Source organism: Daejeonella sp. (assembly GCF_044348475.1).
Classification (GTDB): Bacteria; Bacteroidota; Bacteroidia; order Sphingobacteriales; family Sphingobacteriaceae; genus Daejeonella.
In genome coordinates this window covers 1-4,535 of sequence record NZ_JBIKSU010000124.1, presented here as the reverse complement: position 1 = coordinate 4,535, position 4,535 = coordinate 1, and the positions used below count along the sequence as shown (strand labels likewise).

The following is a 4,535-nucleotide window of genomic DNA, read 5'->3' as shown; positions in this document are numbered from 1 at the left end:
AGCGTTTGCTGATGATATTTATGTGGTTACAGATGTTTGTACCTGTGCATATACTACACATGGACATTGCGGAATTCTACACAATGATTATGTCCAGAATGATAAAACTGTAGATATTTTGGCGCAAATGGCCTTAGTTCATGCCCAGGCAGGTGCTGATATGGTAGCACCATCAGATATGATGGATGGACGAATACGTGGCATTCGTGAAAAACTAGATCAGAATAGCATGGTCAATACCGCCATTATGAGCTACAGTATAAAATTTGCTTCTGCATATTATGGACCATTTAGAGAGGCTGCAGATTCAGCTCCTGGAAAAGGTGATCGAAAAGCATACCAGATGGATTTTAGGAATCCTAACGAAACAATGCGTGAATCAGCTCTTGATGAACAAGAAGGTGCAGATATTTTAATGGTTAAACCCGCACTTGCTTATTTGGATGTAATTCATCGATTGAAAGAAAGCACAAATTTACCTGTAGCTTGTTATAATGTTTCAGGGGAGTACTCAATGGTAAAAGCGGCAGGTGCTAAAGGCTGGATAGATGAGCAGAAAGTGATCATGGAAAACATGTACGCCTTCAGTAGGGCAGGAGCCAATATAATTATAACGTATCATGCCCGTGAGATTCTTGAAAGAGGATGGATGTAGAAGAGTTATCAGTTGGCGGTTATCAGTTATCAGATGGAGGTAAGGGTAAAGCTAAAAGGAGTTAGTGGTTAGTAGTTAGTTGGTTAGTAGTTAGTTGGTTAGTAGTTAGTTGGTTAGTAGTTAGTTGGTTAGTTGTTAGTTGGTTAGTTAGTACTCAATACTCAATACTATTTAGTTGTTAGTTAGTTTAATAGTCATGCGATAATTTAGGAGGTTGGTAGCGTTTGGCTTTGGCATCCTGCCGGCATTTGAATTGAAAATAAAGCAGAATGTTTAATAGTTTATAAACATATTTTATCCTCCTAACCTGACAACAGATAACAGATAACTGACAACATATTTTTTAAATAATTAAAATGTTAGAATCAATAAAGAAAATATTTTCAGGCTCTGATGAAGAAACAACGGTTAACTCTACGGTTAAACCAGATATTTCAAGAGAAAAATCAGCAGAATTATATGAAAAATCAAAGACATATTTTCCTGGGGGAGTAAATTCGCCTGTCAGGGCATTTAAGTCTGTGCATGGTACTCCCTTGTTTATACAAAAAGGTGATGGCTGTTTTATATGGGATGCTGATGGCAATCAGTTTATTGATTTCTGTGCTTCTTGGGGGCCATTGATTCTTGGACATAACAATTCAGCTGTTCGTGAAAAGGTAATTGAGGTAATGCAGAACGGTATGAGCTTTGGTGCTCCTACTGCTCTTGAAAATCAACTTGCCGAACTTATTCTTAAAAATAATAGTTATATCCGTAAACTTCGATTTACCAGTTCTGGAACCGAAGCGGTGATGTCGGCAGTACGTTTAGCACGGGGCTATACTAAACGCGACAAAATTATCAAATTTGAAGGTTGTTATCATGGCCATCTTGATTCTTTATTGGTAAAAGCAGGCTCAGGTCTGGTTACTTTTGGTGAAACTTCATCTGCCGGAATACCAAGATCAATTGCCGAAGAAACCATTGTTATTCCTTTGAATAATAAGCAGGCTGTAGAAGAAGCATTTGACCAATTTAAAGATCAGGTAGCGGCGGTAATTATTGAGCCAATTCCAGCCAATAACGGACTATTACTTCAAACCCAAGAATTTCTTGAATTTCTTCGCAGAATCTGTACAAAAAATAAATCGCTGCTGATCTTTGATGAAGTGATTTCAGGATTTAGAGTTGGTTTTGAAGGTGCAGCGGGATATTATAAAATAGAGCCTGATATTATTACCTATGGAAAGATCATTGGTGGTGGTTTGCCTGTGGGGATGTATGGCGCATCAGAAGAGATCATGGGAATGATATCTCCAGATGGTCCGGTTTACCAGGCAGGAACCTTATCAGGTAATCCAGTTGCGATGGCTGCAGGAATTGCTCAGTTGACAGAGCTGTCAAAATCTAATTTCTATAAAGATCTGAATAATAAGACCTTTGAATTTACCGAGTCTATTCAGCGTTACGCAACAGCCAATAATTATAAGTTTAAAGTATTTACCATTGGGTCTATTTTTTGGTTTGCCTTTACAGATCGTGAAAGCATCAGCACTGCTGATGAGATCGATGCAGCTAGTATGGAAAAATTCAAGATTATGCATCGTGAATTGTTAAATAGAGGAGTTTATCTTGGCCCATCAGGATATGAAGTTGGTTTTGTTTCTTCAGCACATTCTAAGATTGAACTTGAAAAAGCAAAGCGAGCTATTTTTGAGAGTTTAGATATCGTATTCAGAGGTTCCCATTCATGAAAAGACCACTCCTAATATTTTATAGTCTAATCATTTACACTGTACTTCAGGTAATTTGGTGGGGTAGGCTATTGTTCGCTGCAAAGCCTGATAGCTTAGCTATGATATTGGGAGAAGGCGCAGTATTTATTTTCATTTTTATTGTTGGGGTTTATTACATGCACAAGGCAATTAAAGGTGAAAGGGAGTTACATAGACAACAGAAAAACTTTTTACTTTCTGTAACACATGAGTTGAAATCGCCTCTAGCATCCATAAAATTATATCTGGAGACCATTCTAAAAAGGGACCTGGATCCAGAACAGCAGAATTCATTTTTGAAAAATTCATTAAAGGATATTGAACGACTTGATGATCTGGTTGAGAACATGCTCATTGCTACTAAGATTGAAAATCAGTCGTACACTTTTCCAAAAGAGCAGTTTAATTTTTCGCAGCTTGTCAATTCAGTTGCTGGACGACTCCAGTTACATACCTGTAATTTGCAGGTCATCAAAACATCTGTTCAACCCTTTATTTTTCTTAATGGCGATAAATTTGCCTTAACATCAGTGGTTACAAACCTGATCGAGAACGCTGTTAAATACTCACCACCTTGCGAAGAAGTTAAGGTAAGTTTGAAGCAAAAAGGTGATCAGATTTACTTTATCGTAGCTGATTTAGGTATAGGTATTAATGATCAGGAAAAATCACGTATTTTTGAAAAGTTTTATAGAGTTGGGAGTGAAGAGACACGAAAAACTAAAGGAACAGGTTTAGGCTTATTCATAGTAAAGCAAGTTCTTGATAAGCATCAGGCTCTTATAAAAGTTAGAAACAACAACCCTTCGGGAACTATTTTCGAAGTAATATTCAACGCAAATGCCAATTAAACAAAGAATTCTACTGGTAGAAGATGAAGAGCATCTTTTAGAAGCTATCAAATTAAATCTGGAAATGGAAGGATACAAAGTATCAACTGCAACGGATGGAAAAAAAGCTTTAAAAATTTTCAAAGAAGAGCGCTTTAATTTAGTGATTCTTGACGTGATGTTGCCCGAGATTGACGGATTCCAGGTAGCAGAAACAATAAGACTTGAAAATTCAGAAGTTCCTATTATGTTTTTGACAGCTAAAAATACGAGTGAAGACCGTGTGATGGGTTTGAAAAAAGGCGCTGATGATTACTTGGTGAAGCCATTTAATTTGGAAGAATTGATTTTAAGAGTTGCAAATCTTGTACGTCGAAGCTTAAAAGGAGATGAATTGAAGGAATTAAATTCGTACAAGATTGGAGATAAAACAATCTACTTTAACTCATTTGAATTAAAAAGTGATGACGGATCAATCACCCCGCTAACCAAGAAAGAAACCATGTTATTAAAACTTTTGATTGAGCGTCGTAATGAGGCAGTTTCAAGAGAGCAAATTCTTGAAACAGTATGGAATTATGACGTTTATCCATCAACAAGGACTATTGACAATTTTATTCTGACCTTCCGTAAGTATTTTGAGCCTGATCAAAAAAATCCGACTTATTTTCATTCAATCCGTGGGGTTGGATATAAATTTATAGATAATAACTAAAAAATGTTTACTAAAAAGGCCCGCCTTTGGGTTATTGGAATTGCAATACTTTTGCTTGGATGGACTATCATTCAGCAGGTTTATGAAATATCAGGAGTTATTATTATCGGTATAGGCCTGCTAATTTGGGGCTATTTTCGCGAAGGAACAGTGATTATGGCAGCCAGAGCATTCCATGCCAAAAACTACGATGAAGCTGAGGTTCTTCTTAAGGAGATTGAAGACCCCGATCGTTTAGGTAAGCATAGGCGAGGTTTTTATGAGTTTATTTATGGGAATTTGGAACTTCATAGGCATAATTATGATGAAGCTGAAAAGCATTTTCAAATTGCCAGTAAATTTCCGTTACGAAATCAGAATGATAAAGCTATTGTTCTGGTACATTTGGCTAACATTAACCTGCGTAAGAAAGATGTTGAACGCGCCAGAGCATACGTTGAAATGGCAAAAACATTTAAAATATCGTTGAGAGTAAAAAATATTATTGAAAAGATCGAAACTGAAATTAAAAAAGCATAGTGAGCGAGAATAACATACATAACAGCCTGTTTTTAAGGGCTGCATTTTCAAAAAGTACA

General features: G+C 36.6%; 5 protein-coding genes. All 5 read left to right on the top strand.

The genetic code is table 11. From position 1 onward, the window contains the following. A partial coding sequence (gene hemB, locus ACIQZ6_RS12060; protein WP_395811436.1) for a porphobilinogen synthase occupies window positions 1-655 on the top strand: 655 nt, incomplete at its 5' end. A 356-nt stretch (window positions 656-1,011) separates the two neighbouring features. Further along, on the top strand, window positions 1,012-2,391 hold the full coding sequence (gene hemL, locus ACIQZ6_RS12055) for a glutamate-1-semialdehyde 2,1-aminomutase (RefSeq protein WP_395811434.1): 1,380 nt from the start codon (window positions 1,012-1,014) through the stop codon (window positions 2,389-2,391). Further along, complete coding sequence (locus ACIQZ6_RS12050) at window positions 2,388-3,263, top strand: sensor histidine kinase (protein ID WP_395811432.1); 876 nt, start codon at window positions 2,388-2,390, stop codon at window positions 3,261-3,263. Before hemL ends, ACIQZ6_RS12050 begins: the two co-directional genes overlap by 4 nt. Next, complete coding sequence (locus ACIQZ6_RS12045; protein ID WP_395811430.1) at window positions 3,253-3,957, top strand: response regulator transcription factor; 705 nt, start codon at window positions 3,253-3,255, stop codon at window positions 3,955-3,957. The genes ACIQZ6_RS12050 and ACIQZ6_RS12045 overlap by 11 nt, the downstream gene beginning before the upstream one ends. A gap of 3 nt (window positions 3,958-3,960) precedes the next feature. After that, on the top strand, window positions 3,961-4,476 hold the full coding sequence (locus ACIQZ6_RS12040; RefSeq protein ID WP_395811428.1) for a tol-pal system YbgF family protein: 516 nt from the start codon (window positions 3,961-3,963) through the stop codon (window positions 4,474-4,476). Window positions 4,477-4,535: the final 59 nt, after the last annotated feature.